Here is a 25,847-nt window from a genome sequence, read left to right as displayed (position 1 = left end):
CTCGTCGATGACCGATTTCAGTTCGAAGCGGGTACGCACCATCTGGGCACGGCCGTCCTTCTCTATCTCGGTCATTTCCTTGAGTGATATGTTGAATTCATCCACGCCTTTTTTGGCGCTGAACAGGTTTTTCGTCCAATCCCAGATTTCATCACCGTACATTACCAGCAGCATGATGCCGGTGGTCATAGCCGTCTGCCAGGAAAAGAGTGAGGACAGAACCTGCTTCCATACCGGTGTGCCTTTCTTGCCGGACTTCTGCAGCTCATCGTATTCTTTCCGGGCACGGGCCAACTCATCGGTAAAAATCGGCAGGTTGTTGGATATGGCCAGGAAGAACATCTGCGGCCCCATGGCCAAGGAAGGCATTTCACGCGCCATCTGCTGGATACTGTTGTGCAGACCATTGAACTGGCGCTGTGCATTAGGTATATCTGCAGGGGTGACCTGCACGGATTCCGATTCCTCCTGCAGCAGTTTCAACTGGCTCCGCAATTCCTCAAGCTGCTTCTCCAGTGCATGGATCTGCGCGATATTGGCACTCTGGTCCAGATTGGGGGCGGCCGTCTCCCCAGCAAGGCGCAGCCTTTCCAGTTCAGCCTCCAGCAGCCTGACGGTATTACGCAGTTCCAGCGCCTCACGCTCGGCCTTGTTCATGCCGGGCGTGAGTTTGTCCTTCATTAAAAATTCAACTTCTACAGGTTTACTCATTCCAGTTTGCTTTGAAAAAATCCTACTATATCGTTCGCCTCATCCTCGGCACTGCGCTCCGGGTGGCTGTCACACTTACCGCTGCCTCCCTTCTGCCGAACATATCGCGGAGCGTCGCTCAGCATCAGTATCAAGGTCTGGTAGTTCACACCGTCCAGAATGTAGTCCACACTCCAGCCCGTTGCCGATGCTATCTGCCACACGAAACCGAAAGGGCTATGGGAACCCTCATACCGGGTTCTTAACTCCCCATCCTTCTTTGGCTCAGTCTCGGGGTCATCGGGTTCGCCCGCGCCGCCGAGCTGATAATACGCATAAAATCCTTCGTGCCCATCAGCCGTTCAAACGTTCGGAACAGCGCCATCAGATACTTCCACTCCACAAAGTTCCGAAGCACCCATGCCGTCACACCGATACCCACATGTCGCGACACATAGCCACGACACACCGTATAGGCCAGCAGTCGGCTCACAGCCTTGCCATGTTCCGCTACAAAGGCCAGTTCCTCGGTCTTGCCCTTCGGCTGCCAGCCAGGTTCAACACCCATCTTCAGGTATTCCCTCGCCAGCAGAATCTGCCCGCGCAGTCTCGGACGCTTCATCGTCACACGCACCTCCAGCGGGCGTTTCAGCCATGGGAGCTTCCACCTTTTAAGAGGAACGGACACGCCGCTGTCCAGCAGCGCATCCGCACACTCCATTTCTATCAGTTGTTCCAGCCGGTCAGCCATACACTATCCCTCCTTGCTTGTAGCCTCCTCACTTTGAACCGAGGCAGCCGCCGCTGCTCCCGCTGCAGGCAGCTTGTGCTCTCCCCACTCTTCGGGCAAGGTTTTCGAGTCAAACACGCCGTAGGGCTGCGAACCGTCCTCCGGCATAGCCACCTCCAACGTACATTCTATCTTGGCCGTTTCCGTAAGCGTCAGCTTACCGCCCAGGTTGCTCAGCAGCGTGCCGTTTGGTATCAGGATGCTCCGTCCGCTCACCAGTTCCAGTTCAAATGGACCTTGCATCAGCAGGGCGGCTTGTGGGGCGGTCCAGCCTATTGGGTTCTTCTTCTCGGTGTCTTCTTTCGCATAGTGCAGCGTACCGCCCAGCATGGCATGCAGGTTCTTGTAGTCCGTCTGGATTACGTTGAATGTGGGGGCGATGCTGCCATTGCTCTGCGGAATGATCAGCACGGGGGCACCCGGTGCCTGTTCCGCCTCAATCTTTGCGGCTTCGGCCTTCTGCCCGTTCAGGTCAAACGAGCCTTTTTCAATATAGCCTATCACGAAGTCATTGTATTTCACGGCACCGATACCGTACATAAAATTCTTGTTCATCGTTTATAAAGTTTGATGGTTAATAACACACCGGCCAATAAGCCGGCCAATACACCTGTCATAAACGTCCGCATCCGGTTCGGAGGGCGTTTTTCTTCTATTTGAACGTCATTCGAAGTTTCGTTCCTGGTCTCGCTCCGGATGCGTGTCAGCTCTTCTTCATACCACAGCACCAGCTGCTGCAGACTGTCGCACGAGGCTTCGGCCACAAGGTTTCCCTTGCCGTCACTGCCTACGGTCAGGTTGGCCTGTCCGCTCTTGCCACGGTACACGGCACCTTCAGGAAGCTTACGGAGGCTGTCCGCCGGTATAGTCAGCTTCACCGAACTCGCCGGTATCCCCGCCATCACCAGTCCCGCCCGTCGACTTCCGCTCACGCTGTCGGCGCTTGCCGTTTCCGTCTGGACTTCCCGGTTCATGCTCTTTCGGTGACTCGCGCAACCTGTCAAGCACAGGGCAATCGTCACGATGAGGACAGTTTCCGGCTGTATCAATAGCTTTTCTAAGACGGGCCATCTCGCGCGTATTGCGGGCCAGTTCTTTCTTTGTTTCACAAAATTCATCTTTTAGAGGTTTTACAATATTTTCCATCAAAATGCGGGTGGCATGTTCGGCGTTATCTATGCGCATGGCCTCTGCACCGGCCTCGGCCTTCATCGCTTCCGCTTTCGCTTTTCTCACAGTAGCCCGCAAGGAGCCAATGGTCGCCACCGTACCAACCAGGCCGCCGCCAAGGATAATGTTCATAAATTCGCTCAAGTCCATACCACCCGGTTTTATTATTGATTAATACCTATTTCTTTCAACCATTCCTGCACATCGAAGCTCGGACAGGCTTTCGCTGCCAGTTCGTTGTGTCCTACAATGCGTACATCAGGGAATTTCCGATGAAAATCCTTCACATACTTCTCCAGTGCCTTTTTCTGGCAGCCGGTGCGGGTGTCTTTCGGGGTCTTACCGTCTTTTTCCACGCCTCCGGCATACACGATGTGACGGCTTACACTGTTATATCCCTTGGCTCCGTTGGTCACTTCCCAAGGGTCCACCTGTGCATCCTCATTGTTTTCTACCAGACGTTCCACGCCTCCGTTCAGGTGGAACAGGTCGGTATAGCCAACCTGCTTCCATCCTCTTCCTCCTTGGGCAACCGGAGAAGTATGCCATTTGCGGATGTCCGCCGATGATACTTCACGCCCCTCCGGGGTTGCCGTACAGTGTATTACCAGATATTTCAACTTTGCCATAATCATCATGCTTGATAGCCGCTCATCATTACCACTCCGGCATCCTCTTTCTTGGGCATGCAGATGAAGTAATGGCGGAAGTTAATCAGGTTACGCTGGTTCAACGGGTCATTCTTTGACTCGGAATAATACATCTTGGTAGAACCTGTTGCCTTGAAAACCCTCTGTTTGTAGAAGGCAAACGAACACGGAAATTCACCGGCTTCTGCCGTTGTACCCAATGCCTTCTTCACTCCGGCTGTAGTATAAAGCGGGTTGTTGCCGTACTCGTAGATTTCAAAGCCGTAAAGGTTACCTACCTTGCCGCTGTTGCGGTCAATATTGTACTGTTCACGGAATGCCTGGCTGGTCAGCAGCAGGTCATTCACATGGTCGGGGCAAAGCACCAGTCTGCGGCCGTCTGACGGTACGCGCAGGTTGTCAAGGGCACGCTTCATTTCCACAAGGTCATTCACGGTAAGGCGCAGACGATTTGTAGCCGGATCTTTCTCGCCGGTAGTCTTAAGCACCGGAGTAGTTTCCGTATTTTTGTTCGCACAAAGCGCATGGGCCGCCTTGGTAAACTTCGCATCATTGATACTGTTGGCATGTCCCTCTTTCACACGGGCGGTCTTGTCATAGCTGATGGCATAAAGCTCATCGTCTGTAATCGGCGTAGCCTTGGTCTGGAATTTGTCCAGCTTGATGGCAATATCCTTGTCTTCCAAAGCCTGCACGTCAATCGGATAGGTTTTATTGTTTATCAAGACATCCGGATCTACACCAACTTCTACCAGGTGAATCACATCGTTATTCACGATACTGCTTTGGTCGGGGATTCCTGACAGCCAGGTTCCTTCCAGTCCGGCACGGAGCACCTTAACAAGTTCCCCTGTCCAGATTTCCGTATAAACCCCTTCACGGAGTATTGAAGTACTTTGCGGGGCCATTCCCATAAAGGCTGCCACCGCATTCATTCCCACAGCTCCGGCCACCGGAGAGAATCCCAATACCGAAGCACACACGACACCTGTCAGCGTATTGAACAGAAGTGCCGTCAAAAGCATTACAATTTTTCCCATTTTCTTCATTTTAAAGGTTTTCAAATTTCACAGGTCATGCCGTATTCAGCCTTGTACAGGCGCTTGTACTCCTCCGGGTTATGCTCGCGCATTTCAAGCAGCGCATCACTCGGGACATCGCTCAGTTTGGCATAGGTGGACGGCTGTGCCTGCTGCTTGCCGCCCTGATAGCTCAATACAGTGGAAATCTTCACCTGGGGCTGCATGGCATCAAGCACATTCTTCAGTTCATCGGCACCGACCTTCTTGCCAAGTTCGATAAACTGTGTCTTCTTGTCTTCTCCCAAACGTTTTTCCACCACTGCCTTTTCCACAAGACCGGTAATACGGGCCAAAGTCAGCTTCCCGTTTTCTTGCTTCAGGGAATCATTCTCTGCCTTGGCTGCTTTCAGTTCATTTAAGGCTTGATTAACATCAGCCTCCGTTGCCGTTTCCGGCAGCCCCAATTGAAGGGCCAAAAGTTTCAGTTCCATTTCTTCTGTTGTTTTTTGGTTATTGATTAGTGGCAAAGGACAATCACCATCCTTTCCCAATGTGATTTGTTTTCCATCCTTCATCAGTACGATGGCATCATCATTGGAACCTACATCCACCAGTGATACCTCATACAGCTTGCTTTTGGTTATTGTCGGGCTGGTCTGCCCCTGCAGCAAATGTTCGGGCTGGTCACTCAGTTCCAGAATGTCTATTCCGGCACTCACCATTCTCAGGCTGCCGAATTCAAACTGTTTCTTGCATCTTTTACTGAGGTCGGTCGCTTCGTCAAACACCAGTTCCCCGGTTACTTCACCATCCTCTACCCGAAGGTCCTTCACATAACCAATCACGTTTCCGCGTTGGTGCATGTACAGCAGTACCGGGTTTCGGCAATACTGCTCCACACTCATGCCCGATGTCAACACACGGCTTCCGTAGCTGTTCAGGCTGTCGTTTGAAATTCTTACACGTTTACTCATTTTCTCATGCCACGCCTTTATGCATTGGCGCTGCAATATTACAGAGCACTTACCGGGAAGCCAAAAAAGTGTGCAATGGTTGCACACTTCTATGAAACCGTTGCACATTATTTTGGCTGCAAGCTGATAAGCGGACAACTTTGCGAATAAATCGGGCAGGTGCAAGGGACTCCGAAGCCTGCCTTTAACCCTATATTCTTTATTATATGACAAAGGCAGAAATCGAAAAGAAAAAATCTCTTGCACGCTCACTGTTCCTTTCCGGCATGGAACAGACTGAAATTGCGGAGAAAGTGGACGTGTCACGCGTCACCATCTCAAAATGGTGCACGGCTGACGGATGGAAAGAGGCAAGGGCGGCAAAGAACGTCACCCGGCCGGAACTGGTGAACAAACTCCTGCTCACCATTGATACACTCATTACTCAAGTCAACGAATCAAACGACCCTGCACTTGTAGCCGGTCTCGGGGACAAACTGGCCAAACTTTCGGCAGTGATTGAAAAGTTAGACAAGAAGGCCAACGTAGTGGATGTCATTGAAGTGTTCATGGCATTCTCCAAATGGATTGAATACCGTTCAACCATCGACCCGGAAGTGACTCCGGAACTGGTCAGGGCAATCAATAAGTACCAGGATCTGTATATCACCGAACAGATGGGCATAAAATAAAACGGCTATGGCAACAGCAGCGGAAAAGAAACAGGCATACGAACAGTGGAAGGAACACTGTAAAAGAGTGCAGTCCATCACGGATACGGCTTTGCTCGCGGGCGAGACACCGGCACAAAAGGACAGGCGTATTCTGCGCCTACAAGGTAACTATGCTGCGTTCTGTGAATATTACTTTCCCCACTTCCTCACCTTGCGTGACAAAACCACCGGAGAAGTCATACGCACCATCCACAATGCACCGTTCCACAATGCGGCAGCGGCTAAAGTAAAAGGCACACCCAACCTGAAGGCGGTGTTCATGTGGCCGCGTGGCCATGCCAAGTCCACACACATGGACATTTTTGTTCCGCTGTGGCTGATGTTCCAGCCCAAACGGCTCATCAACTTCATGGTGGTGGTCGGCAAAAGTGAGGACTCAGCCACGCGCCTACTGGGAGATATTCAGGCAGAACTGGAGCATAACCAGCGCATCATTGCCGACTTCGGCAAGCAGCAGGGGAATACCTCCTGGCAGGATGGGGAGTTCAAGGCGGCCAACGGGGTGAAATTCCTGGCTTGCGGACGCGGACAGTCTCCGCGTGGTCTGCGCGACCGGGAAGCACGTCCGGACTACATCGTCATCGATGACTTGGATGACGACGAACTGTGCCGCAATGAGAAACGGGTGCATGACATTACAGACTGGGTAAAAGAAGCCCTTTTTGGTGCACTGGATGTGGGCCGGGGACGCTTTATCATGGTCGGGAACCTCATTTCTAAAAACTCGGTGCTGGCCAATCTCACCAAGACAAAAGGGGTGCATGTATCTGTCATCAAGGCAATAGACAAGAACGGAGAACCGGTATGGCGCGAAAAATGGACGAAAGAAGAGGCGCAGGAATACAGGGATTTTGTAGGCTACCGGGCATGGGAAAAGGAGATGATGCACAACCCCATCGTGGACGGCACTATCTTCCGGGCAGACTGGATTCGTTACAAGAAACTGCCCAGACTGCCCAAGTATGAAATGCTGGTCTGCTATACCGACCCCTCTTTCAAATCGACCACTTCCAACGACTACAAGGCTTGCCGCCTTTGGGGCAAGATTGGGAAGGAACTGCACCTTATAGACTGTTACGTCCGGCAGGATACCGTTTCCGGAATGGTACGGTGGCTTTACGACCTCTACGAGCGTACACGTGATACGGCAGCCGTCCAGTTCTTTATGGAAGCGAACTTCATGCAGGATGTCATTCTGGATGAGTTTGAGGCAGAAGGGAATCTGCGTGGATACCAACTGCCCATCATGCCGGACAAACGAAAGAAACCGGACAAGCTCCAGCGCATCGAAGCGGTGTCACCATTATGGGAACGCGGTTTCGTATTCTACAATGAGAAGTTGAAAGAATCGCCGGATATGCAGACCGGAATCGAACAGACCTTGGCACTGGAGCGTGGCAGCCGTATTCACGATGATGCACCGGATGCCGACGAGGGAGCCATCTGGATGCTGCAGCGCAATTCAAGGCAGGAGAGTTTTCAACCGGTGTTCGGTAAAAGGCCGACCGCCAAAAATATATGGTAACATGATACAGCTGATTAAAAGAATGATTTTTGCATGGCGCTATAAACGTGCCGTTGCCCGTGCTTGCAAGTATGCCAAGCTTTACGGAAGAAAGTACTATGTCCTGTATATGGGCGGCAAACTGAAAGTTGTCCCCAAAAGGAATATCTGCGAACTGATTCACCACCACCGTTTCCGCAAGGGAACCACTATCCGGGATATAGAAAAAATGGCATTGTTCATCACTAAATAAAAGTAAAGTCATGTTCATTACAGAAGAAGATTACAAAGTTGTCATCGGCGACAACGCATTGAAGGTCATCTCTCAGGTAAGCCCCAAAAACCGTGCCGATGCGGAAACGGTGGCTTTGGAGGAAATATCCGGCTATCTGCGTTCGAAATACGACTGTACGGCCATTTTCTCTGCACAGGATGAACAGCGTAACAAGCTCATCGTAACGTACGCCTGCGACATCGCACTCTATCACATGAGCGCGTCAGTTCCGCAGAAAATGGGAAGCGAGGTGCGCAAGGAACGCTACGAGCGTGCAATAAAAATGCTCGAGGGGATACAGGCCGGAAAAATTGTCCCTGATTTGCCTTTGGCTGTCGGAGAAGATGGGCTTCCGTCCGGAAATTCATTTGTTTACAGCTGTCAGAAGCAGCTTCATCATAACTGGTAGGACTATGGATATTAAAGACTTTTTCAGCGGTATGTTTTCCAATAAACCGAAAAACGTACTGCAAACGCCATACGGCAATTTTAATCTGGCCAAGGGGAAAGACATCAAGCGGGTGCAGAAAATGGTCATCGACCTGCAACGCACCACTGATGCACTCACCCGGAAGGACATCAAGAACTGGCGCGATGCCTGGCAGTATGCCATCAATGTGGACAGCCCCAGCCGCCAGCGCCTGTACGACATCTACCGGGACGCGGAAATAGACCTTCACCTCTCCGGGTGTGTGGAGCAGCGCAGAGGTTTTGTCATGGCGCGTTCTTTCAAAATCGTGGATATGAAAGGGGATGAGAACGAAGAAGCGGTTCACTTCTTTGACCAGTCCTGGTTCAAGCAGCTCATGCGCTATGCACTTGATTCAATCTACTGGGGACATTCGCTCATCGAATTGGGCGATCTTTGCACTGACGGCGACGGCTGCATCTGTTATTCGGATGTTAAGCTTATTCCGCGCAAACATGTCATTCCTGAGTACGGACGTGTCATAACCGACCTCGGGCAGGACTGGACTACCGGTATAGATTACCGCCAGCCTCCTTTTTCCGACTGGCTCATTGAGGCAGGCAGACCCGACGACCTCGGGCTGTATCTCAAGGCAGCTTCACAGACTATCCCCAAAAAGAACATGCTGGCCTTTTGGGACACCTTCGGGGAAATATTCGGAATGCCCATGCGTATAGCACGCACCACTTCGCGCGATCAGAAAGAGATTGACCGTCTCGACCAAATGCTGCGTGAAGCCGGAACCGCCCTCTCCATGGTGGCAGGAATGGAAACCGAAATCGAATTTGTGGAAAGCGGCAAGGGAGATGCATTCAATGTCTATGACAAGCGCATCGATCGGGCCAACTCCGAACTGTCTAAGCTTATCATCGGGCAGACGATGACCATCGAGGACGGAAGCAGCCTCTCACAGTCTGAAACGCACCTTGAAGTGTTCCAGAACCTCGTGGAAAGCGACTGTGATATGCTTCGGGATATAGTGAACAACCAGCTCATTCCGCGAATGGTGCGCCACGGGTTCCCTGTCAAAGGGCTGCGCTTTGATTGGGACTACTCCATTGACTACACACCCGAACAGCAGAAAGCCTACGAAGAAATGGTACTGCAGCACTACAAGGTGAAGCCTCAGTACTTTGAGGAAAAATACGGCATTCCGTGCGAGGAGAAGGAGCAGAAGGAAGAGCCGGACCCGACAGATCCGAAAAAAAAGAAAGACGGCAAACCGGCTGAAACGCTGTCCCGTTTTTTCGACTGAGCCCCGATGATTATTCGGGGCTGCACCAGCGATATTCCCGATTGTTGGAAAACAGGAAGCCCATCCTGCAGGCGGGAAAAACGGAGGACATCGAAAAAATGGCCAAGGAATGGGCTTCAATAATCAAGAACAAAGAAGCCAGAAAAGATGCGGAAGATGCAGCCCGTATTATCCTGGAACATGGCATCAAGCTTCCCAGACTGCTTAAAAAGAAAGGAGGAAAAACTTCCGGAGCAGAATACCGGGCACCCATGTTCGAGGGTGATGACGGTATTCTGTATTTCAACGAACTCCGTGAACGAGACTACAAATCGTACAAGGAAAAGAAAATGCAGTACCGCTCAGGTGCACAGGATAACACATTCCTTCATGAACTCGGTCACCACATCGATGCGCTGCTGGAGCCCAAAGCTTACAGCATGGTAGAGCACCAGTGGAACATGGAAAAGGTGAACAGGGAACTTATCGAAAAGGAACTGTCCAGATATGCCCTGGAGAACCGGGCCGAGTTTGAAGCCGAGCTGATCAGCGCAACACTCAGGGGGAAAACATTCTCCAATGAACTGCTGTCATATTCCAATCTGCATAATCCGGAGCAGAATGAAGGAATTGCAAAAACCTTGCTGCAGTATGCATCCGGAAAAGATATATGCACACCGGTTGACCTGGTACGTGAAAAGTTCGACCGCATGATGAAGGTACTGTTCCGGCAGGAAGGGGCAAGCCTTGAAATAGGTATTCTGGCATCCGAAGAAGCGCAGGATTTTATAGAGACTCATTCTTCTGTCCTGAACGGATCATTCCGGCAGGTGGAAATGTCCGAGGCTATGCGCAAACGGCTGGAGCGCTCCAACTATGTATTCTCCGGGCTGAAGACCTTTCATGAACTGAATGAAGCCTTTCCCTCCTTGTTGGATGAGAACGGCAATAGAAAGACGTTCGAACGCTTTTTGAATGATGTCCGGAAGATCGACGAAACATACAATTCAAACTATCTACGGGCTGAATTTAACTTCGTACAGGCTTCAGCTGAAATGGCGGCCAAATGGGAACGGTTCATGCAGGACGGCGACCGCTATTATCTGCAGTACCGCACGGCCGGGGATGCAAAGGTACGTCCCACCCATGCGGAGATGGCCGGCATTACACTCCCGGCTTCAGACCCGTTCTGGGAAGAATTCTATCCGCCTAACGGATGGGGCTGCCGCTGTTCCGTAGTCCAGGTACGCAAATCCAAGTATCCGACTACGGATCATGAAGAGGCTATGGCAAGAGGAGAGTCAGCTTTGGAACTTGACAAGAAAGGTATGTTCCGGTTCAATGCAGGCATGGAACAAAAGACGATGCCCGACTATAACCCATACACCATCAAACGGTGTAAGGATTGCGATATGAGCAACGGAAAGATGGAACTGGTCTTCGTTCCGGAAAATGAATTGTGCGCTGCATGTAAACTGGTTCGGGAATTAGCAAAAACCGATGCAAAACAAACACGTGCAGCAGCCAAGCCATTACAAGGAACTATTATCCGTAATACACATTTTCATCATGATGTGAATATTACAGGTACCTCTATTAGAGAATGGACTAATCAACCGCACAAACATTTCAAAGCCAAAAATCAAATGCTGCTGGACATAAACAATGTGTTTTCAAATGCAGCATACCTTGGCACAACAGATAACCATAAAGGTATCAAACGTGTCGTACAGTCACACATTTTTGAAGTGGAAGTGAGTGGAGAAAAAAATTTGCTGATTGTCCGTGAATATGATTGGGGAGAATATGTGCTGCATAGTATATCGGATAGTCCGGAACTTTACAACAAGATAAAAAAAGAATAGCAAAAGAAGCAATCTTCCGGAACTACAATCCGGCACTGGACTTCTAATGCTATTCCTCACTGCAAATATACAAAACAATTTTCAAAAACAACTCATTATGAACAAAATTATCGAATTTCTCAAACAAAGCAACCGCTATAAGCACCTTATTGGCGGCCTTCTTGTAGGATTTGCCGCCCTCAATCCGTGGACGGCTCTGTATGCATCCATTATCGCTGCCTCCTGTCTGGAACTCAAAGACAAACTGAAAGGAGGACTTTGGGACTGGATAGACTGGTCTCTTACCGTCATCGGCGGCATATTGTCGGCCCTATTTTGGTGGATAGTGTAATGCTTTAGTTCATTTTGCCTGTTAAATCAGTAACTTTGTACCCGGCGGAGCTTCCCGATAGTCCGTGTGGTCTATCGCGGGTACAACAATGCGAACGCGAATGGCGGTGTGTCGAATGCGAATGCGAATAACGATGCTTCGAACACGAATGCGAATGTCGGCTCGCGTCTGGAAATCTAATTAATCGGCGTACAGCACCGGGGACGTGTCCCCAATGCAGTGCCGAGGGAAGCAAGCCACAGCAACAGCACCCATTAGGGTGGAAAGCTGAAAAATCACGCGTCGGGTGGAGTTTGGTAGGCTGTTATCAGTTCGAAGAAGTCAGGCCCGGGGAAAGGAAGGCCCTTATCTTCCGTATTTACAAACCAACAGCAGAACCGTATGCGCAGGGAAGGATACATCATAGAGGAAATCATCGAATACTCCAATATGTCGGAGGCATTCGATGCCGTACTGCGTGGAACCGATCGTAAAGAGTCCACTCAAGGGGAAAAACTGCTTGCCCGTAGGGAGAAGGTTATATCCGAACTTACTGCTGCCATTGAAAATGGTTCGTTTCAACTTGGTGGATACCATGAGACGGAAATCAAAGAGTATGGCAAAAGTCGCATCCTGCAGATTTTATCCATGTATGACCGCATCGCAGTATATGCCGTAATGAACGTGGTGGACCGTCACCTACAGAAACGCTATATCCGGACTACCGGGGCCAGCATTAAACGACGTGGCACTCATGATCTGATGCACTGCATACGTACCGATTTGCAAAAAGACCCGGAGTGCACGCTGTATGCCTACAAGTTTGACATCCGCAGGTTCTACGACAATGTGCGGCAGGATTTTGTGATGTGGTGTTTCCGCAGGGTATTCAAGGATGAAAGGCTGTTGGTGCTGCTGGAGCGGTTCGTGACACTGCTGCCGGAAGGTATCAGCTTTGGACTGCGCAGTTCACAAGGAGCAGGCAACCTGCTTCTGTCTGTATTTTTAGACCACTATCTGAAGGATAGGTATGGGGTTCGTTATTACTACCGCTATTGCGATGACGGACTGGTACTCGGTAAAACGAAAGCGGAATTGTGGAAGATTCGTGATGTTATTCACGGGCAAATGGAGAAAATAGACTTGGAAATTAAGCCGAATGAACGGGTATTCCCTGTAGAAGAAGGCATTGATTTCCTTGGCTATGTTATTCGTCCTGACTATGTGAGATTGCGGAAACGTATCAAGCAGAAGTTTGCCCGGAAGATGCACGAGGTAAAATCGAGAAAAAGACGGCGGGAATTGATTGCCAGTTTCTACGGCATGACGAAACACGCCGACTGTAATAAGTTGTTTAAAAAATTAACAGGCAAAGAAATGAGAAGTTTTAAAGACTTGAATGTCGCTTACAAACCGGAGGACGGCAAGAAGCGATTTCCCGGCGTGGTGATAAGCATCCGGGAACTGGTAAACTTACCGATTGTAGTGAAGGATTTTGAGACCGGTATCAAGACCGAGCAGGGAGAAGACCGCTGTATTGTGGCCATCGAAGTGAACGGCGAGGCAAAGAAATTCTTCACCAACAGCGAGGAAATGAAGAATATTCTCGCACAAGTGAAAGAAATGCCGGATGGCTTTCCGTTTGAAACGACCATCAAGACAGAGACCTTCGGCAAAGGTAGAACCAAATACGTGTTTACATGAGAAGAGTTGAAGGAAGTGCCGGTGTGTCGCTGATGGAATGCACGAACCCGGTTAAAGACAAATGGCGCATCCGCTGGGATGTGCAGGAGAAAGAGAACGGCTCTGCCTCCTACATGGAAGAGGAGTTCAGCCATAAGCCCACTGATGAAGAAATCCGCACATTGGTTATGTCCTGGTATAACAGCCAGACTGATGCAGCTATCCTGTCCGGATTCGTGTATAAGGATGCCCCTGTATGGCTTTCTACAGAAAACCAGTACAACTATAAGGCAGCATACGACTTGGCTGTTCAGACGGGCGGAGAGACCCTTCCAGTTACATTCAAATTCGGTTCGGATGAGCAACCCGAATACCATACCTTTGATAATTTGGATGAATTGAAGGACTTCTATACGAAAGCGGTAAGGTATATCCAAAAGGCTCTGGCTGAAGGCTGGAAGAAGAAGGATAAGTTCAATTTGGAATTATACCGGATTGAATGATTGACAATCCCACGGGGGAGGGATAAAAAAAGCCCCCGGCCTGTTAATTAGTCGTCTCACTTACTTATTAACACCAAAAACGCAGAACCGCGCGACCGGGGGCAAATACCCTCGCTCGCGGTTCTGCGTTTTTTTTAAGATGTACGCATAAAGCGCATAAATAAGTGAGACAGTGCAAATGTACAAAATTTAACTGGATATGAAAGTAATTGAGATACTAAAATTGAACAGGGAGCTTTTAAAAACATGCCATTACATGGGCATACGACCCGATGATGTGCAATATATAGAACTATATAATGAATATAACAAGTTGCATACCAATGGTGAAAAAGTGTCTTATATCGTAGCAACGCTTTCCCTACGATATGGCATCAGTGAACGAAAGGTATATGACCTGATCAGGCGTTTTAAAACCGACTGCAATTTGTGTGCAGTGTAATCAGGACTTCCCAAGATTAAAGGCAAACTCCCCTACCCTACCTTTGTATCGCAATAAACAACATTCATATCATGAACAAATATTATCAAATCTTAGGCAAGGTGCTTTCATCCGGAAAGATGCAAAGCAATAAGAAAGGGAATATCCGCTACCTGCTGAATGAACAGCTGACGCTGCTCCCTGCCGACCTTCTGGATATATTCGAAGGGCATACCATAGCGCGGAAGAAGTTAAAAAACGAGCTACAACTGTTTATGAGAGGCGAGCGCAACGTGGAAAGATACAGAGAGGTCGGCATCAACTGGTGGGACTACTGCGGCTCAATCCTTGTGAACAGCTACCCAACCTATTTTGAAAAACTGCCGCCACTCATCGAACGCATAAACAGGGAAAAAAGGAACAGCAAAAACTATATATTGTTTCTCGGATCTACAGGAACAGAAAGTAACCAGGCTCCATGCCTTAGTCTTGTTCAGTTCCAGATAGAGCAAGGAGAACTGGTCATGACTGCCTATCAGCGAAGCAGTGATGCAAATTTAGGACTGCCGGCAGATATTTATCATTTGTACTTAATATCAAGGCAGATTGAGTTGCCGCTAAAATCCATCACCCTGAATCTGGGGAACGTGCATATTTACGAAAACAACATCGACAAAACAGAACAGCTGCTTGCCGGCAATGAAAATGTAAAATTTGAATTGAACGTATGAGAAAGATGTATCTGTCAGCCCCTCTCCCATTTGTCGGGCAAAAGCGCATGTTCGCCAAGGAGTTCATGAAAGTGCTGGAGCAATATCCGGATGGAACATTGTTTGTTGACCTGTTCGGTGGCTCTGGACTATTATCTCACATTGCCAAATCCCTCAAACCCCACTCTACTGTTATCTATAATGACTTCGATAACTACCGCTTCCGCATGAAGCATATTCCGCAGACAAATCAGTTGCTTGCTGACATTCGCGAAATGGTAGGGAATTCCGTACCACGTCATAAAATCATTAAAGGGGAACTGCGTGAACGAATATTAAGCCGCATCGAGCAGGAAGAGAATACCACCGGATATGTGGATTTCATTACCCTCTCCTCCTCTATCTTGTTTTCCATGAAATACAAACTGTCTGTTCAGGATATGCGGAAGGAAGCTCTGTACAACAATATACGTAAGACCGGCTACCCGGAATGTGCGGACTATCTTGAAGGGTTGGAAATCGTATCTTGCGATTACAAAGAAGTGTTCAACCGGTATAAAGATATTCCTGGGGTAGTATTTCTTGTTGATCCGCCCTATCTGTCCACTGACGTAGGAACCTATAACATGTACTGGAATATGGCCGACTACCTGGATGTGCTGAATGTACTGAAGGGGCATTCATACGTATATTTCACTTCCAACAAATCTTCAATTCTGGAGTTGTGTGAATGGATAGGTAGAAACAGGGATTTGGGTAATCCTTTTGAAAACTGCACAAAGGTGGAATTCAATGCTCACATGAATTACAGCTCTTCTTACACGGATATGATGCTTTACAAGAAAAAAGCCGCCTGATGTCGTTTACTTTGCCTGTATTGAACAAAAAAGCCGCAGACGGTAATTTATACGTCCACGGCTTTCCCTTTCTAATAAAGACGGCTATTGCATCCGCTTGATAGCCACACACTGGTACACCTCAATACTTTCCACAATATCCTCATGGTTGTGATTGGTATCACTCTCCACCAGGTCCAGCTCCAGAAAGGTTTCCCCACTCAAGCCGGCAAGCCGTGCATGAATCAGCCCGGGCAGGTCAAACACCTTCAGCGCATCTTCCTGCAGCTCGCTTCCATCAGCACTCGAACCTTCCCAGTCTGTCACGATGTGCAGCTTGATTAAAGGTTCTGCCCGGTATTCCACACCGGGAACAATCGCATTCCACTGTATAGGGCAGAATTCCACAAAGACAGCCGGACGCTCCCAGTTCTCTTCCTGCTCGATGAACTCCACATTGTGGTTCCACAAGTCTATGTGCTTGATAAGGTCAATGGCCTTCAGTTCGCTGCAAAGCAGCCGATAAAGTTCTTTTCTCATTTTCTTATGATATTATATTCAATGGTGAAATACTCTGTTAGGTTCTCTTCTACAATCTCACGGACGGCTTTTTCCACTTCAGGCGATGTGCCGAGGAAACGGCGGCGGGGTATCTTGATGGTGCTTCCTTCTTTCTTTAAAGCCATGAACATCCAAAAATCGGCTTCTGTATCAAGCCGGGCATTTCGTTTGTCTTTCCGCAGCTTTCCGTCCTTCCTTCTCCCGAACGCCCCGGTGGCCTCATAATACTTATGCCAGAAGAAACGCTTCATTCGCCCCGTCACCACTATTTCACCACCATCATTATGAATGGCCGCATAGGGCAGAGAGGTAAAGAAAGTGATGCTGTTTTCCGTCGTCCGGCTCCCAATACTTTTCCGAAGCGCCCCGGTATCTGTCAGTATGGCTCTGCCTTCATCCCGGATGGGGCTTTTCCGCCGCTGCCATTTTTCACTGAAAAAAGCCTGCCGCTCAAAGTTCTTGTCAAACTCATCGCTCATTTCCACCTGAATGTCTTTCAGTATCCGGGCCACTACTTTTTTAACGTCTTCGTTCATTCCCAATCAAAGTTAAATTTCAATTGTACCGTATCGTCCGGCAAATCGTTTTTAGGGTCTGCGGACGCTTTAAGCATATTGTAGAATGTACGCTCACTAATAGCATACACAGGATATATGTACCGCCGCCATATTTCACGGTTCGGTACACCGTGACTGGCATAATGGTCATATATCCTGTTTACTTCTGCTACACGCTTCTGATAACTAACTCCGTGCCGCTTTCCCATATAGGTTTAATCGTTCATAGATGGTTTTACTTTAGGTTTATAGGGACGGATGTCAAGCGTCATTTTTGCGCTTACCGTTACCCGGCCACTTCCTTCGCACTGTCTGCAGACTTCCTCAACGGTTTCGCTTCGCTTCTTTCCAAAGATCCGAGAGGGATATTCTACAACTTTCTTCACTTTACCTGTACCGTGACAAGCACGGCACAGGGCTACTTTCGGAGATTTCTCCACTTCTTGTATCATAGTTCTATAATTTATGATTCTGTCATTCCCAGAGGGATAGGTTTCCACATTCCGTTTTCGTTCTTGATTTCAGCACGGATGAACTGTTTGCTCACTTCCGGCTGGTAGGCTTCCTCAATGATGCGTACACCTTCAATGAAACGTTCATCTCCGGTTTCCATGGCCACTTTGCGAAGCTGCACAATGCGTGAAGCCTTCAGCGTACCCTTGGCATCACGGGCCAACAAACGAAGCACCATGCTCACCAGTGCCTTGGTTTTTTCATCTTTGGCCAAGCCTTCGATATATTCCTTCACAATGGCTATACCGTCTTCCACCGTGTCACGGTAACCGTCGGTCACATACACACCCAGCGTGATTCGTTTGTCGCCTTCACTGTTAGTAAAGGTATGGCTGCGCTGGTCATCCTTCACCTTGGTTTTGAAAAGGTCTGCCTTCATTTCCAGAATGGTTTTGAAGTTGTCCATCACAGTCTGCTTGCTTGCCTTGATCTGCTCACTGATGCCCAGCAGTACCGGAATGGAGTTGGCTATCTCCTCATCCACCATCTGTTTGTACATTTCGCGGTCATTCTTGGCTTTTTCCTCTGCCGCTTTCTTTGCTTTTTCTCTCTGGAAGGCTTCAAATTCCGCCTTTTCCTCTGCCGTCATTACCACGGTCGTTTGTTTCATTTCTTCCATGATTCTTGTTTTTTGGGGTTATTGGTTTTCATAATCCTGCATTTCAGGTTCATCTTCCATCAGCATAGCCTCTCCGTTGGCGTATGCCCAGTCAGCCAGTTCGCTATAAAACTCGGCTGCATCTTGCTTCTCCATATCAGAGGCAAGCAGGTTGATTTCCTTTTTCAGATTCTCTAAAATCTTTGTGTTTCTATTTTCCATATCCTATCAGTTTGCCGGAGCATCAGGGTCAATCTGAATGAGTGATACCATGCTCACGGGGTTAATCGTTTGCTTTTCTTTCTTGGGCTTCAAGCCGCCTTTCCGTTGTATGGACCGAAGCTTTACCGCCAGTTCATCCAGTTCGTCCACCGTAATCTGTCTGAACGCCTTGCCGACTATTCGGGGATTACTGCAGAAGTCATTGATTCGTGCCCAGTCGGATGTATCTATGCCCAGCTTCTGCATCAGGTTCAGACAGAGACTCCGTTTCCGCCGCAGCTCCTCACGCAGCTTCTGTCGCCATTCGTCTTGTCCGCTCAGCTTCTCCAGAGCCGTACAGCAGGCTTCATACTCCTTGGCTGTCATTTCCTTCAGACTGTCCGTCCGGTTCCACGTGTACTGCAGCACAATGCTTTTCTTGAATTCTTCCCGGTCTCCTGTACAGGGCAGCTTGTTGAACAATGCATAGAACCGGGCGAAATTGGTTACTTCCTGTGCCATATCATTTGCCATTAAGAATCATTTCACATTCAGTTGATTTGGTACTGACACGATAAATTATCTTATCCGTCTTCACTGATTTAGCTTTGTATTCAGCCTCAATTTGCCCAGCAAATATCTTTTTGAATTCAGCACCCATTTTAGAAAGTATTTCCTTGTTGTACTCCCCGCAAAATCCTATGCGTGAAGATTGGATTTCACGAATATTTCCTCTATATACCGTAGCAGTCAACGTCATCACCACAACACCGGTTTCCATTTTTATTTTTCCCATATCGACCATTTTAACTCAAACAATACTTTAATGCCACACGAACTGGCCACATCAAGCTCCAGTTTAGCACCTTTGCTCAGTTCCCAATCCTTCAGCATATAGATATACTCACAATCCAGCAACAGGCGTATATCCGCCCGCATGTGCTCTCTCCAGTGTGCTTCATCCGGAAGTCCGTTTTTAAATGGATTCACCGGATTGAACCCCATAGCACGCAATCTGTTTTCAGCATCGAGGAACGCACCTTTGCGCTCATCGATATTGTAGTGGGCTATTGCCCCACTGATGTAAACTTTGTCTTTTTCCATATCACTTCTTTTTGATGTTGACTTTACAACTTGGATTCCATATCAGCACATTACGTGCAAACAAGACATCACCCGTTTCTATTACGACATGACCGGGCGTTTTCGCTCTTCTCACTTTCAGGTCACTTTGGATGTTTCGCTCCAGCCAGTCATCCAACACTGCCCTGCTGGAACTTCCGTCCAGCAGAATCTGGAACACTTCCGTTCCGGTGTAGCTTTCAAAAGCCTTTTCGTTATTATCCATAATCACTTTGGTAAATTATTACTTGTTTGAATGATTCCGTCCTCCCATACCACATAATAGCTTCCCGGGTCTCCAATGGCGCGGCCTTGACAATAAGCTTTATAACCGACCACTCGAATCTTCATATCACAGATATATTTCAATCTTACAGCACCGCCACCCATTGGCTGGCTCTTCTTTTCCTGGCTGATCCAGATGAAACATTTCTTCGGAAAGGTTTCCATCAGTTCCACAGCCTGCGGATAGTCCCACCCGGCCACCTGAAAGGAATCAATGATGATGAACTTCGGGCTTTTCGGCTTTTTCAGCCGGGCAATCACTTCCTCCAGACTGCCTTCTGTCACCACGCGAAACTTACCCTGCACCTCATTCATCTTCAAATACTCCATACGCCGTTGGAAACTTTGGTTGATTTTCTCTTCGTAACTCATGTACAGCACCGTCCCATAGTTACACAGTTCCTTTCCAAGCTGCATTACAAAACTGCTCTTCCCGCTGGCACTGGCACCGCTGATGAACCACGAAGCGTTCTCTGCCGGGAACCCGAAAGGTTTGCTCCATTTCTCATTCCACGGCAGAGTAACCCATTTCTTGGCGGCTATTTCCTTCGGACTGTACGCACGCTTCATTATTCCGCTGTCATTTTAAGTTTTTCAATCTCAGTATAAACTCTTCTCAAACCACCGCGTGTCTTCCGTACAATCTGGGCTATATCAGCACCTGCCGGGGCATTTACCTTGGCTACAATACGTGCCTGGTTGTTCAAGAACTGTTCGCGCTCCTTGCCATCATCCGGAGTCACCTTGCTGTACCGGTCACCATAACGGCTCAACATTTCGGTATAACCCACCTTCTTGCATTCTATGGAGCGGTTGATTTTCTCTTTCAATCCGTCTGCCCCCATCATGTACCAGGCGCAGCAGCGTTCAGTGGCATTCCACAAGGCCTTCAGTTCAAGGAAAGCTTCATACTGCAGATCGCCTGCTTCATCGAGGATGATAAGCGGGGTTTCCATCGAACGGAGGTAATATACCAGGTCTTCATACACGTCAGAATACTTTCCCTTACTGTCCACACCAAACTCTGCAGCAATCTTGCGTACCAGCTTCAATTTGGTCTTTACCTGCGAGCAGTCGATATAAACGGCATTCTTGTGGCTCTGCACATAATAACGTGCCGTGAAAGTCTTGCCGATATTGGGCATGTCGCACAAGATACCCGACAGGCTGGACTGCTGTGAAAACTCCAGCTGGGCTGTGATATATTCAAATGTCGGGGTCTTGGCTGCTTTCCATTCCATTTCACCACGGAGGTTCACCCCTAATTTGCGGGCAATGCTTATCCAGTTGGCATCGCTCAGGGCTTTGTCTGTCTGTCCGTTCTTGATTGCACTGTACACAGACGTACTGATGGCCAAAGAGGCAGCATGCTTGGCATCACTGGGATAGTTCGCACGGTTGGCGGCTATCGCTGCTAAAATCTTCTGTTTTTGTGCTTCTGTAATCATAATTCTAACGCTATTTTAATGTTGTTCTAATTCTGTTCTTACATATCACTGATGGCTCTCATTGCCTCGCTTATTCCGGAGTGCCATTCATAATCAGATTCCGGATCTGCCGACAAATCGGCTGGCAAATCATCGGATAGTTCCACCGGGGGAAGTTCCAGTTCCTCTTCCGGGTCATCTGTTGGCTGATCCGGTGTACCGGTTCCCACCTTTCCGATGGCGTGGTCATTGAGGTATTTGCTGAAATGACTCAGAACTTTGTTTTGCTCTGTATAGGCTACCCGGTCTTCTTCGGTCTGTTCTGCCATCACCCGGTTGTAAGTCACTACCGGACGAACCTTGTCAAGGTAGCGGTCGTTCTGGTACAGGAAGACATCCGTAGGCTTGCCCTCTTCATCCGGCAGGAAGTAGGCCGTCACCTTGCGGTTGTTTGGTTCCAGCTGCTCCAGCACTTCCGGACCGCTCAGCCACCAGTCCGCATTTGCCACACGTACTGTGGAATTTCTACGAATACTGGTATCTACCTTTTCTCCGATATATCTGCTCAAGGTCAGTTTATCAAGCGGTCGAAGGGTCGGATTGATTTTGGCTACGAGCACATCCCAACGGGTCATTCCGGGATATTTCTTTTGATTGGGGTGAAGCGTATTGTTCCATTCTTCACAATCGCGCCGGTCGTCCGCCACAAGCTCCTCAAACGTATAATACTTTCTGTCTTCCCAGGTGTGGTTGCTGCTGTCACTCACTTTCTTCTGGTCCACCCGCCGTGCACCTTTGTTATGCCAGCGGCCAATGGCTTCATGGTTCTTATGTGCTATGGTTGTCTTGAACGCACCGTTCAGAGCTTCAGCATATTTCTCCTGTGAGTTCTGTGGGGCACAGAAATGCACAAACTTAAATACCTCACCTGCCTTCAGAAATCCTCCTTTATACTTGCTCATCAAGTGCTGCTCCACCTCAATACCGGCTGGAATGCCCCATCCGTTGCGTTCGATGAGCCGGAACATATCACGGAAACAGTCCACTACCAAGGCATCATCCTTATCCCGCCCGTAGGCCAAACCGATACGGCACTGGCTCACCACATCATAAGCATAATAGGCATGCACATACTCGCCGCCTTTCATTCTGCGCGGCAAATCCACGTCATCCATCGTAATTTGTGACAGTGAGAACTCACCGCCATGACGGTGCATGTGCGGCATTTGCTCATGATAGAACTCCATACGTCCACGCAGGGCTTTTTCTATCAGCAGCTGGCTTGCCGGGTTGTTCAGAATGTTCCGGATAGTGCTTTCGCTCAGTTCTTTCGGTTCCCCGTTCTTATCCGTAAAGTTTTCCGGATTGAATATCTCCCCTGTTTCCAGATCCCATACTTCCAGCTCACCGCATACAAACGACAGATACATTTCATGCACATCACTGCCGTATGGTTGGTTGGGAAGTACTTTCAAACTCATCACCAGGCGTTCGTCCATGTGAGTTACCTTCCGTTTGTTCTGGTTGCCGAATTTTCCGGTTATCAGACATTCGTAACCGTACTGCTTGTATTCGTTCACTTTCTTGCGGAAACGCAGGGTACTGGCAGGAAGGTCATGACCAAAGTCTTCGCGTAAGGTCTCGATGGTAGTGGCCATCATGTCCCAGTTATATTTTTCACCCATCAGTTTGCGGTAATCGTTGCTTCTGTTATAAAGCTTGATACAAGTATTCAGAACTGAAGCATTCACCGCATATTTCCGGGCAAGTTCGTCTGTAGCTCTGTTGCTGGAAGAATGGGAGGCCCAATCCAAGAAATAAGCTACTGCAGCCTGATCCAACACATAGTTTGACAGTATCCAGTGGCGAAGTGCCTGCTCTGTTCCTCCGGGGTTGTCTTCCTTTACCCGCTCCAGGCACTCGGTAGGCAGACTATTGAGGGCGACCAACGCGCAATTTCCAGCAGCACCTCCACCACGGCGCACCACCTTGATACGACCACGGTTCACCCAGTTCCTATAACAGGATTCGGTGATATAGCCGCCATCGATGAGCTCTCGTGCAGAAATACACTGTATGTTACCGTAATACACCAACATAGTCACCTCCTATCTCAATGCAGATGCAAACGCTTTTATGTGGTCAATTTCCGAAACCATCACATGCTCGTAAGTCTTCACTGTTTCTCCTTTGAATATTACCTGGCCGCTACCATCCTTGCGGTCAAACTCTATAAGAGCACCATTGGGACAATATAGGCGGGATACTTTGTCATAGTCGTGAAAAACCTCCACCTCCGGAATAACAACCATCACAATACCGCCACGGTCCATGGCCAACTTACGGATCTTTGCAGAAAGTTCGGAGTTACCACGACGGTCATCAAACCGGATAGCGTTATAAACAGTCTTCTCTGTCACGTTGAGGGCCTTTGCGATAAAGTCGCGGTCAGCTTTCGTAATGTGAATGTACCTCTTGTTCATATCTCACTTATTTTAATGATTAATATTGGAGGGAGTCCGGGGAATCGAACCCCGGCGCAAGAACCATGCACTCCCGTGTGTCTTTCCACACCGTCACCCGTCTCTTAACGCCTTCCGGGTCGTCACGCTGGGTTATCCTGAGTATCTTTATCTTCTTGTTTCTTCTGTTCGTGCCACCTTAGTGTCTGAAACGTATCATAGTTCATCACGAGTAAAGATGTATATGATTCATCTCGGAACCTTTCATTCTTGTTAGGTACTGCATCCTTGATTTCATTAAGAACATCACCAACCGCACTGAGGAGTTTTTCCAATGTTTCCGGTTTTACCTTTTTCAATAATGTCTCTTTCATAATCTTATACTTAAAAATCGCTAATCACACGCCTTTTTTGTATCTTTGGCGCGGTGTTCTTTTTTGAACACGCTGCAAATATACAGAAAATCCTGTAATAACAAAAGATATGAAAGAAAAAAATACAGAAATATCTGCAAGAATAGAAGAAGTTATATTTATCTTGCACACTAATCCAAATAAGTTCGCCAATGCATTAGGGTACAGTAGAGCCCAAACTATCTATGATATAGTAAGCGGAAAGTCTGCTCCAAGCTATGACTTTTTTAAAAGGTTTATAATGTCAGGATATTCTGTATTCATCAACCTTCGATGGTTATTTACTGGGGAAGGGAATCCTATAATTGAAGAAACTTACTATGAATCAGATTTGCCAATTATTAAGGGGGAAATGACAGAAGAGCAAGCACAAGCTAAGTTGAAAGCAGTTAAAGCCGCAAAGAATCAAAACAATATACTTCATGAGGAAACAAATAATAGTACCACTGAATCTTTCTTGTCTATAATAAGAGAGCAGGCAGAAGAAATAGGAAGGCTTAAAGAACAGATTCGCCAAATGACAATCGAAAAGGGAAAACATGTGTCGGATGCACACATTTCCGGTACTGCAAATGTCGGGTAGGCGGATTTACTGTTACCATACACCGGTGATGGGAAACGAAGCGTACCCCCTATCATCCCCCATGATGTCCCCCTCCCAAGCAATCCCCCTCCCCTACCTTCATATATGGGTATAAAAACACTGATATTAGGGCATTTAAAAACTAAAGCGTGAAAAATGATAGGTTTTTAGGGGGGGGCTATCAAATAAAAAACGAGGGGTATTTTTAAAATTATAGTATTTTAGTACGTCTGTATCGCACACCGCCAAAACCATATTTTGAATATCCAGTTCTATAAAAGTGAATATCCACTTTGAACATCCACCTGAATATCCAGCGTCAAAAAAGACCGATTTCAAGCACAAAAAAAGGGAGGTATAACAACCTCCCCACACCGGATCATTCTAAAGCCATTTTTATTGCGTTTTTGCCCGCTTATTATTCGTCTGATACATTTCCACTACGCCCGCAAGAAATGAGCGTAGATTGCTTTATTATAGCCTTTTTGGTGCATATAGTACCGTTCCCGGACAATCCTGCATGCAGCAAATAATTCTTCGTTGCACCCACCTGTTCAGCTGTAAAAACGGTATAAACCGCCGAAATGCTGCTGAAATACCAATCTTTCCGCTTTGTTCCTTCTATTCCGTGCGTCAAATGCACATGTATTACCTTTGCCATAGTTTATAATATTTTGCTACAAATATACCAAATATCTATTATATGGAATAAATTAAGCAATATTATATCAAATAATCAGGTACAAAAAAAGCAGCCGCAGCTGCCATGCACTCCCCCACCCGAATCAACCATGTAAGCCCTATGTAAACCCAATTAAACCTATCTGCAAATCTGTATGCCTAAAAAGCACCTAAATGTAGCTGCAAATTAAACCCACGTAAACGTTTCGTTTTGCAGAGCCATCCACTCATATCTTGCACAACCTTTTGTATATCAATAGCTTTGATGTCTTTTTCTCCCAACCCTCAATATACGTTTCGTTCTGTGCCCCATACATTCAGCCGACTCAAAGGCAGCGACAAGTCTTTAATGGACTTGTAATTCTCAATCAAAACTTGCTCTATCATATTCTATCTTAAATTCCGCTTTACCATAAACAAGCACTTTCTCTACCGGTTTTCTGTACATTTCCAGTTAAGGCTGTACCTGCGCATACGCTTCTATCCTTCATCCTGATTCAGATAGTTACGTAATATGCAAAATTAGAAAACTTTCTCAAAAGCCTTACAACAATCACCCTTTTTATTGAAAACGCACAACCAAATTCAGTACACCTCCAAAGCTCAAGTGCATTCAAAACAAAACG

At 47.9% G+C, this 25,847-nt stretch carries 37 protein-coding genes and 1 pseudogene; 13 read left to right on the top strand and 25 right to left on the bottom strand.

The window, feature by feature from the left end:
- The 9 genes and pseudogenes from WKT20_RS14150 to WKT20_RS14110 all read right to left on the bottom strand — a co-directional run.
- Positions 1–711, bottom strand: a pseudogene (locus tag WKT20_RS14150) (viral A-type inclusion protein); the annotation flags it as partial.
- On the bottom strand, positions 708–914 hold the full coding sequence (locus WKT20_RS14145; protein WP_117911372.1) for a hypothetical protein: 207 nt from the start codon (positions 912–914) through the stop codon (positions 708–710). The pseudogene WKT20_RS14150 and the gene WKT20_RS14145, both read right to left, overlap by 4 nt.
- A gap of 38 nt (positions 915–952) precedes the next feature.
- Positions 953–1,441 carry a hypothetical protein gene (locus WKT20_RS14140; protein WP_186909957.1) on the bottom strand — a complete coding sequence of 163 codons (489 nt, stop codon included), beginning with the start codon at positions 1,439–1,441 and terminating at the stop codon, positions 953–955.
- A gap of 3 nt (positions 1,442–1,444) precedes the next feature.
- Entirely contained in the window at positions 1,445–2,035 is a 591-nt protein-coding gene (locus WKT20_RS14135) for a hypothetical protein (RefSeq protein WP_119958509.1), read from the bottom strand.
- Positions 2,032–2,358, bottom strand: a complete 327-nt coding sequence (locus tag WKT20_RS14130; RefSeq protein WP_270668804.1) for a hypothetical protein — start codon at positions 2,356–2,358, stop codon at positions 2,032–2,034. The genes WKT20_RS14135 and WKT20_RS14130 overlap by 4 nt, the downstream gene beginning before the upstream one ends.
- Positions 2,324–2,800, bottom strand: a complete 477-nt coding sequence (locus WKT20_RS14125; protein WP_117911366.1) for a hypothetical protein — start codon at positions 2,798–2,800, stop codon at positions 2,324–2,326. The genes WKT20_RS14130 and WKT20_RS14125 overlap by 35 nt, the downstream gene beginning before the upstream one ends.
- A gap of 14 nt (positions 2,801–2,814) precedes the next feature.
- A complete protein-coding gene (locus WKT20_RS14120) occupies positions 2,815–3,279 on the bottom strand; it encodes an N-acetylmuramoyl-L-alanine amidase (RefSeq protein WP_008778307.1) in 465 nt (154 codons plus the stop codon).
- A gap of 5 nt (positions 3,280–3,284) precedes the next feature.
- Positions 3,285–4,325 carry a hypothetical protein gene (locus WKT20_RS14115; protein ID WP_005798264.1) on the bottom strand — a complete coding sequence of 347 codons (1,041 nt, stop codon included), beginning with the start codon at positions 4,323–4,325 and terminating at the stop codon, positions 3,285–3,287.
- Positions 4,326–4,360: 35 nt separating this feature from the next.
- Positions 4,361–5,296: an HK97 family phage prohead protease gene (locus tag WKT20_RS14110; protein WP_186909956.1), complete on the bottom strand. Its 936-nt coding sequence runs from the start codon at positions 5,294–5,296 to the stop codon at positions 4,361–4,363.
- 206 nt (positions 5,297–5,502) lie between these two features.
- Here WKT20_RS14110 and WKT20_RS14105 point away from each other — a divergent pair, with 206 nt between their 5' ends.
- The 12 genes from WKT20_RS14105 (at position 5,503) to WKT20_RS14050 (ending at position 15,839) form a co-directional block, all read left to right on the top strand.
- Entirely contained in the window at positions 5,503–5,967 is a 465-nt protein-coding gene (locus WKT20_RS14105; RefSeq protein WP_005798268.1) for a terminase gpP N-terminus-related DNA-binding protein, read from the top strand.
- A 7-nt stretch (positions 5,968–5,974) separates the two neighbouring features.
- On the top strand, positions 5,975–7,534 hold the full coding sequence (locus tag WKT20_RS14100; protein WP_119958506.1) for a hypothetical protein: 1,560 nt from the start codon (positions 5,975–5,977) through the stop codon (positions 7,532–7,534).
- Position 7,535: 1 nt separating this feature from the next.
- Entirely contained in the window at positions 7,536–7,766 is a 231-nt protein-coding gene (locus tag WKT20_RS14095) for a hypothetical protein (protein WP_119958505.1), read from the top strand.
- 10 nt (positions 7,767–7,776) lie between these two features.
- Positions 7,777–8,196 (top strand): phage protein Gp36 family protein, encoded by a 420-nt coding sequence (locus tag WKT20_RS14090; protein ID WP_119958504.1) that lies wholly within the window; start codon positions 7,777–7,779, stop codon positions 8,194–8,196.
- A 4-nt stretch (positions 8,197–8,200) separates the two neighbouring features.
- The gene (locus tag WKT20_RS14085) at positions 8,201–9,511 is read left to right on the top strand and encodes a phage portal protein family protein (protein ID WP_120387402.1); all 1,311 of its coding nucleotides are present in this window, start codon (positions 8,201–8,203) and stop codon (positions 9,509–9,511) included.
- A gap of 689 nt (positions 9,512–10,200) precedes the next feature.
- Positions 10,201–11,355 (top strand): LPD3 domain-containing protein, encoded by a 1,155-nt coding sequence (locus WKT20_RS14080; protein WP_119958537.1) that lies wholly within the window; start codon positions 10,201–10,203, stop codon positions 11,353–11,355.
- 97 nt (positions 11,356–11,452) lie between these two features.
- Positions 11,453–11,686 carry a hypothetical protein gene (locus WKT20_RS14075; protein WP_008782246.1) on the top strand — a complete coding sequence of 78 codons (234 nt, stop codon included), beginning with the start codon at positions 11,453–11,455 and terminating at the stop codon, positions 11,684–11,686.
- A gap of 381 nt (positions 11,687–12,067) precedes the next feature.
- Positions 12,068–13,369, top strand: a complete 1,302-nt coding sequence (locus WKT20_RS14070) for a reverse transcriptase domain-containing protein (protein ID WP_120490068.1) — start codon at positions 12,068–12,070, stop codon at positions 13,367–13,369.
- Positions 13,366–13,851, top strand: coding sequence for a DUF4376 domain-containing protein (locus WKT20_RS14065; protein ID WP_119958501.1), 486 nt, complete (start codon positions 13,366–13,368; stop codon positions 13,849–13,851). The genes WKT20_RS14070 and WKT20_RS14065 overlap by 4 nt, the downstream gene beginning before the upstream one ends.
- Positions 13,852–14,050: 199 nt before the next feature.
- Positions 14,051–14,293: a hypothetical protein gene (locus tag WKT20_RS14060; protein WP_032951854.1), complete on the top strand. Its 243-nt coding sequence runs from the start codon at positions 14,051–14,053 to the stop codon at positions 14,291–14,293.
- 71 nt (positions 14,294–14,364) lie between these two features.
- Positions 14,365–15,003 (top strand): thymidylate synthase, encoded by a 639-nt coding sequence (locus WKT20_RS14055; RefSeq protein WP_119958500.1) that lies wholly within the window; start codon positions 14,365–14,367, stop codon positions 15,001–15,003.
- Entirely contained in the window at positions 15,000–15,839 is an 840-nt protein-coding gene (locus WKT20_RS14050) for a DNA adenine methylase (protein ID WP_119958499.1), read from the top strand. The genes WKT20_RS14055 and WKT20_RS14050 overlap by 4 nt, the downstream gene beginning before the upstream one ends.
- An 84-nt stretch (positions 15,840–15,923) precedes the next feature.
- On the opposite strand, the gene WKT20_RS14045 is transcribed toward WKT20_RS14050, so the two are convergent.
- The 15 genes from WKT20_RS14045 to WKT20_RS13975 all read right to left on the bottom strand — a co-directional run bounded on the left by WKT20_RS14045 (position 15,924) and on the right by WKT20_RS13975 (position 23,918).
- A complete protein-coding gene (locus WKT20_RS14045) occupies positions 15,924–16,358 on the bottom strand; it encodes a hypothetical protein (RefSeq protein ID WP_117911352.1) in 435 nt (144 codons plus the stop codon).
- On the bottom strand, positions 16,355–16,915 hold the full coding sequence (locus WKT20_RS14040) for a phage virion morphogenesis protein (RefSeq protein WP_117911350.1): 561 nt from the start codon (positions 16,913–16,915) through the stop codon (positions 16,355–16,357). The genes WKT20_RS14045 and WKT20_RS14040 overlap by 4 nt, the downstream gene beginning before the upstream one ends.
- Positions 16,912–17,145: a hypothetical protein gene (locus tag WKT20_RS14035; protein WP_117748620.1), complete on the bottom strand. Its 234-nt coding sequence runs from the start codon at positions 17,143–17,145 to the stop codon at positions 16,912–16,914. Before WKT20_RS14035 ends, WKT20_RS14040 begins: the two co-directional genes overlap by 4 nt.
- Before the next feature lie 6 nt (positions 17,146–17,151).
- Positions 17,152–17,388 (bottom strand): molecular chaperone DnaJ, encoded by a 237-nt coding sequence (locus WKT20_RS14030; RefSeq protein ID WP_117817376.1) that lies wholly within the window; start codon positions 17,386–17,388, stop codon positions 17,152–17,154.
- Positions 17,389–17,399: 11 nt separating this feature from the next.
- Positions 17,400–18,068 (bottom strand): DUF3164 family protein, encoded by a 669-nt coding sequence (locus tag WKT20_RS14025; protein ID WP_117817375.1) that lies wholly within the window; start codon positions 18,066–18,068, stop codon positions 17,400–17,402.
- Between the two features lie 18 nt (positions 18,069–18,086).
- Positions 18,087–18,269 (bottom strand): hypothetical protein, encoded by a 183-nt coding sequence (locus WKT20_RS14020; RefSeq protein WP_005798303.1) that lies wholly within the window; start codon positions 18,267–18,269, stop codon positions 18,087–18,089.
- A 6-nt stretch (positions 18,270–18,275) separates the two neighbouring features.
- Positions 18,276–18,770 (bottom strand): hypothetical protein, encoded by a 495-nt coding sequence (locus WKT20_RS14015; RefSeq protein ID WP_118027227.1) that lies wholly within the window; start codon positions 18,768–18,770, stop codon positions 18,276–18,278.
- Position 18,771: 1 nt separating this feature from the next.
- Complete coding sequence (locus WKT20_RS14010) at positions 18,772–19,044, bottom strand: hypothetical protein (protein ID WP_005798305.1); 273 nt, start codon at positions 19,042–19,044, stop codon at positions 18,772–18,774.
- The gene (locus WKT20_RS14005) at positions 19,032–19,352 is read right to left on the bottom strand and encodes a DUF4406 domain-containing protein (protein WP_270314033.1); all 321 of its coding nucleotides are present in this window, start codon (positions 19,350–19,352) and stop codon (positions 19,032–19,034) included. The genes WKT20_RS14010 and WKT20_RS14005 overlap by 13 nt, the downstream gene beginning before the upstream one ends.
- A 1-nt stretch (position 19,353) precedes the next feature.
- A complete protein-coding gene (locus WKT20_RS14000) occupies positions 19,354–19,596 on the bottom strand; it encodes a hypothetical protein (protein WP_005798307.1) in 243 nt (80 codons plus the stop codon).
- A gap of 2 nt (positions 19,597–19,598) precedes the next feature.
- The gene (locus WKT20_RS13995) at positions 19,599–20,225 is read right to left on the bottom strand and encodes an AAA family ATPase (RefSeq protein WP_117911340.1); all 627 of its coding nucleotides are present in this window, start codon (positions 20,223–20,225) and stop codon (positions 19,599–19,601) included.
- Positions 20,225–21,103: an AAA family ATPase gene (locus tag WKT20_RS13990; RefSeq protein WP_118419657.1), complete on the bottom strand. Its 879-nt coding sequence runs from the start codon at positions 21,101–21,103 to the stop codon at positions 20,225–20,227. The genes WKT20_RS13995 and WKT20_RS13990 overlap by 1 nt, the downstream gene beginning before the upstream one ends.
- A 38-nt stretch (positions 21,104–21,141) precedes the next feature.
- Positions 21,142–23,181: a hypothetical protein gene (locus WKT20_RS13985; RefSeq protein ID WP_186909955.1), complete on the bottom strand. Its 2,040-nt coding sequence runs from the start codon at positions 23,179–23,181 to the stop codon at positions 21,142–21,144.
- A 9-nt stretch (positions 23,182–23,190) separates the two neighbouring features.
- On the bottom strand, positions 23,191–23,565 hold the full coding sequence (locus tag WKT20_RS13980) for a hypothetical protein (protein ID WP_119962021.1): 375 nt from the start codon (positions 23,563–23,565) through the stop codon (positions 23,191–23,193).
- Between the two features lie 122 nt (positions 23,566–23,687).
- Entirely contained in the window at positions 23,688–23,918 is a 231-nt protein-coding gene (locus tag WKT20_RS13975) for a hypothetical protein (RefSeq protein ID WP_119962020.1), read from the bottom strand.
- A gap of 109 nt (positions 23,919–24,027) precedes the next feature.
- Between WKT20_RS13975 and WKT20_RS13970 the strand changes: the two genes are divergently transcribed.
- Positions 24,028–24,540, top strand: a complete 513-nt coding sequence (locus tag WKT20_RS13970) for a hypothetical protein (protein ID WP_005798321.1) — start codon at positions 24,028–24,030, stop codon at positions 24,538–24,540.
- A 418-nt stretch (positions 24,541–24,958) separates the two neighbouring features.
- Here WKT20_RS13970 and WKT20_RS13965 read toward each other — a convergent pair whose 3' ends face one another.
- Positions 24,959–25,201: a hypothetical protein gene (locus tag WKT20_RS13965; protein ID WP_005798322.1), complete on the bottom strand. Its 243-nt coding sequence runs from the start codon at positions 25,199–25,201 to the stop codon at positions 24,959–24,961.
- Positions 25,202–25,847: the final 646 nt, after the last annotated feature.

It is taken from the genome of Phocaeicola sp. ICN-14070, assembly GCF_037892625.1.
Lineage (GTDB): Bacteria > Bacteroidota > Bacteroidia > Bacteroidales > Bacteroidaceae > Phocaeicola > Phocaeicola plebeius.
Note: the sequence above shows the minus strand (reverse complement) of the source record. Positions and strands in the feature narration are given on the sequence as shown.

Bases quoted from the DNA above. Each gene is read 5' to 3' on its own strand.
- WKT20_RS14040 (WP_117911350.1), bottom strand. From the start codon at position 16,915: ATGAACGAAGACGTTAAAAAAGTAGTGGCCCGGATACTGAAAGACATT.
- WKT20_RS14060 (WP_032951854.1), top strand. From the start codon at position 14,051: ATGAAAGTAATTGAGATACTAAAATTGAACAGGGAGCTTTTAAAAACA.
- WKT20_RS14100 (WP_119958506.1), top strand. From the start codon at position 5,975: ATGGCAACAGCAGCGGAAAAGAAACAGGCATACGAACAGTGGAAGGAA.
- WKT20_RS14005 (WP_270314033.1), bottom strand. From the start codon at position 19,352: ATGGAAAAAGACAAAGTTTACATCAGTGGGGCAATAGCCCACTACAAT.
- WKT20_RS14020 (WP_005798303.1), bottom strand. From the start codon at position 18,269: ATGGAAAATAGAAACACAAAGATTTTAGAGAATCTGAAAAAGGAAATC.
- WKT20_RS14090 (WP_119958504.1), top strand. From the start codon at position 7,777: ATGTTCATTACAGAAGAAGATTACAAAGTTGTCATCGGCGACAACGCA.
- WKT20_RS14095 (WP_119958505.1), top strand. From the start codon at position 7,536: ATGATACAGCTGATTAAAAGAATGATTTTTGCATGGCGCTATAAACGT.
- WKT20_RS14110 (WP_186909956.1), bottom strand. From the start codon at position 5,296: ATGAGTAAACGTGTAAGAATTTCAAACGACAGCCTGAACAGCTACGGA.
- WKT20_RS14045 (WP_117911352.1), bottom strand. From the start codon at position 16,358: ATGAGAAAAGAACTTTATCGGCTGCTTTGCAGCGAACTGAAGGCCATT.
- WKT20_RS14050 (WP_119958499.1), top strand. From the start codon at position 15,000: ATGAGAAAGATGTATCTGTCAGCCCCTCTCCCATTTGTCGGGCAAAAG.
- WKT20_RS13970 (WP_005798321.1), top strand. From the start codon at position 24,028: ATGAAAGAAAAAAATACAGAAATATCTGCAAGAATAGAAGAAGTTATA.
- WKT20_RS14035 (WP_117748620.1), bottom strand. From the start codon at position 17,145: ATGGGAAAGCGGCACGGAGTTAGTTATCAGAAGCGTGTAGCAGAAGTA.
- WKT20_RS14120 (WP_008778307.1), bottom strand. From the start codon at position 3,279: ATGGCAAAGTTGAAATATCTGGTAATACACTGTACGGCAACCCCGGAG.
- WKT20_RS13995 (WP_117911340.1), bottom strand. From the start codon at position 20,225: ATGAAGCGTGCGTACAGTCCGAAGGAAATAGCCGCCAAGAAATGGGTT.
- WKT20_RS13975 (WP_119962020.1), bottom strand. From the start codon at position 23,918: ATGAAAGAGACATTATTGAAAAAGGTAAAACCGGAAACATTGGAAAAA.
- WKT20_RS14105 (WP_005798268.1), top strand. From the start codon at position 5,503: ATGACAAAGGCAGAAATCGAAAAGAAAAAATCTCTTGCACGCTCACTG.
- WKT20_RS14085 (WP_120387402.1), top strand. From the start codon at position 8,201: ATGGATATTAAAGACTTTTTCAGCGGTATGTTTTCCAATAAACCGAAA.
- WKT20_RS14065 (WP_119958501.1), top strand. From the start codon at position 13,366: ATGAGAAGAGTTGAAGGAAGTGCCGGTGTGTCGCTGATGGAATGCACG.
- WKT20_RS13965 (WP_005798322.1), bottom strand. From the start codon at position 25,201: ATGGCAAAGGTAATACATGTGCATTTGACGCACGGAATAGAAGGAACA.
- WKT20_RS14000 (WP_005798307.1), bottom strand. From the start codon at position 19,596: ATGGATAATAACGAAAAGGCTTTTGAAAGCTACACCGGAACGGAAGTG.
- WKT20_RS14030 (WP_117817376.1), bottom strand. From the start codon at position 17,388: ATGATACAAGAAGTGGAGAAATCTCCGAAAGTAGCCCTGTGCCGTGCT.
- WKT20_RS14075 (WP_008782246.1), top strand. From the start codon at position 11,453: ATGAACAAAATTATCGAATTTCTCAAACAAAGCAACCGCTATAAGCAC.
- WKT20_RS14080 (WP_119958537.1), top strand. From the start codon at position 10,201: ATGATGAAGGTACTGTTCCGGCAGGAAGGGGCAAGCCTTGAAATAGGT.
- WKT20_RS14140 (WP_186909957.1), bottom strand. From the start codon at position 1,441: ATGGCTGACCGGCTGGAACAACTGATAGAAATGGAGTGTGCGGATGCG.
- WKT20_RS14115 (WP_005798264.1), bottom strand. From the start codon at position 4,325: ATGCTTTTGACGGCACTTCTGTTCAATACGCTGACAGGTGTCGTGTGT.
- WKT20_RS13980 (WP_119962021.1), bottom strand. From the start codon at position 23,565: ATGAACAAGAGGTACATTCACATTACGAAAGCTGACCGCGACTTTATC.
- WKT20_RS13990 (WP_118419657.1), bottom strand. From the start codon at position 21,103: ATGATTACAGAAGCACAAAAACAGAAGATTTTAGCAGCGATAGCCGCC.
- WKT20_RS14010 (WP_005798305.1), bottom strand. From the start codon at position 19,044: ATGGGAAAAATAAAAATGGAAACCGGTGTTGTGGTGATGACGTTGACT.
- WKT20_RS14055 (WP_119958500.1), top strand. From the start codon at position 14,365: ATGAACAAATATTATCAAATCTTAGGCAAGGTGCTTTCATCCGGAAAG.
- WKT20_RS14025 (WP_117817375.1), bottom strand. From the start codon at position 18,068: ATGGAAGAAATGAAACAAACGACCGTGGTAATGACGGCAGAGGAAAAG.
- WKT20_RS13985 (WP_186909955.1), bottom strand. From the start codon at position 23,181: ATGTTGGTGTATTACGGTAACATACAGTGTATTTCTGCACGAGAGCTC.
- WKT20_RS14070 (WP_120490068.1), top strand. From the start codon at position 12,068: ATGCGCAGGGAAGGATACATCATAGAGGAAATCATCGAATACTCCAAT.
- WKT20_RS14135 (WP_119958509.1), bottom strand. From the start codon at position 2,035: ATGAACAAGAATTTTATGTACGGTATCGGTGCCGTGAAATACAATGAC.
- WKT20_RS14015 (WP_118027227.1), bottom strand. From the start codon at position 18,770: ATGGCACAGGAAGTAACCAATTTCGCCCGGTTCTATGCATTGTTCAAC.
- WKT20_RS14125 (WP_117911366.1), bottom strand. From the start codon at position 2,800: ATGGACTTGAGCGAATTTATGAACATTATCCTTGGCGGCGGCCTGGTT.